Source organism: Actinoplanes sp. NPDC051861, from assembly GCF_040681145.1.
GTDB lineage: Bacteria > Actinomycetota > Actinomycetes > Mycobacteriales > Micromonosporaceae > Actinoplanes.
Genome location: NZ_JBFAYE010000046.1, coordinates 1 through 1,765, shown reverse-complemented (window position 1 = coordinate 1,765; position 1,765 = coordinate 1). Strand labels below are relative to the sequence as shown.

3 protein-coding genes are annotated in these 1,765 nt (G+C 67.8%); 2 read left to right on the top strand and 1 reads right to left on the bottom strand.

Translation table 11 applies throughout. The features are described from left to right. Positions 1-158: ricin-type beta-trefoil lectin domain protein (locus AB0M02_RS46710; protein ID WP_364238991.1), on the bottom strand; the 158-nt coding region annotated here is incomplete at its 3' end. A gap of 243 nt (positions 159-401) precedes the next feature. Between AB0M02_RS46710 and AB0M02_RS46705 the strand changes: the two genes are divergently transcribed. Both AB0M02_RS46705 and AB0M02_RS46700 read left to right on the top strand, forming a co-directional pair. Continuing rightward, the gene (locus AB0M02_RS46705; RefSeq protein WP_364238990.1) at positions 402-956 is read left to right on the top strand and encodes a thiamine pyrophosphate-dependent enzyme; all 555 of its coding nucleotides are present in this window, start codon (positions 402-404) and stop codon (positions 954-956) included. Between the two features lie 132 nt (positions 957-1,088). After that, positions 1,089-1,604, top strand: a complete 516-nt coding sequence (locus tag AB0M02_RS46700; protein WP_364238989.1) for a hypothetical protein — start codon at positions 1,089-1,091, stop codon at positions 1,602-1,604. The last annotated feature ends 161 nt before the right edge of the window (positions 1,605-1,765 follow it).

Here is a 1,765-nt window from a genome sequence, read left to right as displayed (position 1 = left end):
AGTGAGCCGTTCGCGGTGCCGGCGGCGGCGACGTCGAGGCACTTGCCGAGGGCCCGGATCGTGCCGTCGGTGCCGACCGTCCACGTCTGCGCGGTGGTGCCGTTGCAGTCGTAGAGCTGGACCGCCGTGCCGCCTTGAACATGTGGACCAGCCGGCACGGTGCGCTGGTGTCGCCGGAGGCTGTCGTGGTGCAGGTCGATCTCTCACCGGACGCACTGGGTGCTCATCATCGGGTTGACCTGGCCGTGGTGGGGGACGTAGCCGCTACGGCTCGCGCGGTTACCGGTGTCTCCTCGCGTGGTTATCGGAGTGACGCTGTTCGGGATCGGCTTGCTTCCCTGGGGCGATGGCGGGATGTGCCCTTCGAGGATCTGGGAGATTCCCGGCATATCGACCCGCGGGTGGCGAGCATCGCTCTCGATGACCTGCTGCCCGCGTCGCGGGTGGTAGCCGTCGACTCCGGCAATTTCATGGGATATCCGTCGATGTTTCTCTCGGTGCCGGACCACCGCGGGTTCTGCTTCACACAGGCCTTCCAGTCGGTGGGCCTCGGGCTCGCCAGCGCCCTCGGAGCCGCCCTGGCCGTCCCGGACCGCCTGCCCGTCGCGGCCTGCGGCGACGGTGGGTTCCTCATGAGCATCGCCGAGCTGGAGACCGTCCGGCGGCTCGGCCTCGGCATGCTGATCGTGGTCTACAACGACGACGCGTACGGCGCCGAGGTCCACCACTTCGGCCCGCACGGCCACCCCCTCGACACCGTCGTCTTCCCGGACACCGACCTGGCGTCGATCGCCCGCGGATACGGCTGCGCCGGAGTCACGGTCCGCTCCGAGGCCGACCTGGCCCCGGTCGCTTCGTGGGTGGCGGGCCCTCGCGACGTGCCGATGGTCGTCGACCTGAAGGTCGCGGCGGGCCACCCGTCGTGGTGGCTGGAGGAGGCGTTCCGCGGCCATTGACGCGGCCGGTACACCTGCCCGGGAGGATGAGCCGCATGTGTGTGCTGGGTCACAGAATGCGGGGCAGCGGGAAGTGAACTTGATCGATAATCTTTCGCCCGTCAGATCGTATACGATTTACGGGGAGAGACCTTGCGCTCATCGAGAGCCCGCACCCTGACCGCCGCCTTCGTCACCGGCATCGTGGCCGTGGTCGCCATGGCGGGGCCGGCCTTCGCCGCCAACCGTGAGCGGGGACTGCGTAACAAGCAGTACAGCCCCGCCGACCTGAGCACGGGGGTCCCCGGCTCGTCGTCCGAGGCGTGGCTGCGCAACACCAGCCTCATGGAGGTCTTCACGATTGAGGACAAGGGCACCTATGACAGGCAGCCCCAGGTGAAGTTCCAGAACGGGTGGGGGTACTGCCTCGACAGCCGCGGCAACCACAGCTCGCAGTCAGCCTGGTGGGTGGCCTGCAACAGCGGCGACTACCAGCTGTGGCAGATCTTCACCAACAGCAACGGCACGAAGACCTACAAGAACAAGGGCGCCTGGACCAATCAGAGCCGGAACCTCTGCCTGTCCACCACGGGTGTGAACCGGGCGGTCATCATGCAGTTCTGCCAGCTCACCACCGGGCCTCAGCAGTGGACCGAGATCGCTCCCTGATCGAGTCGTAGCCCGGACGCCGGAGCGCCCCGCCCGTTAAGGACGGGCGGGGCGCTCCGGTCAATTCGTCAGGGGAGTGTCCAGCGCTGGTTGGCGCCGGCGAAGCAGTCCCAGATCTGCAGGCGGGTTCCGTTGGCGGAGCTGTTGTTCTGCGCGTCGAG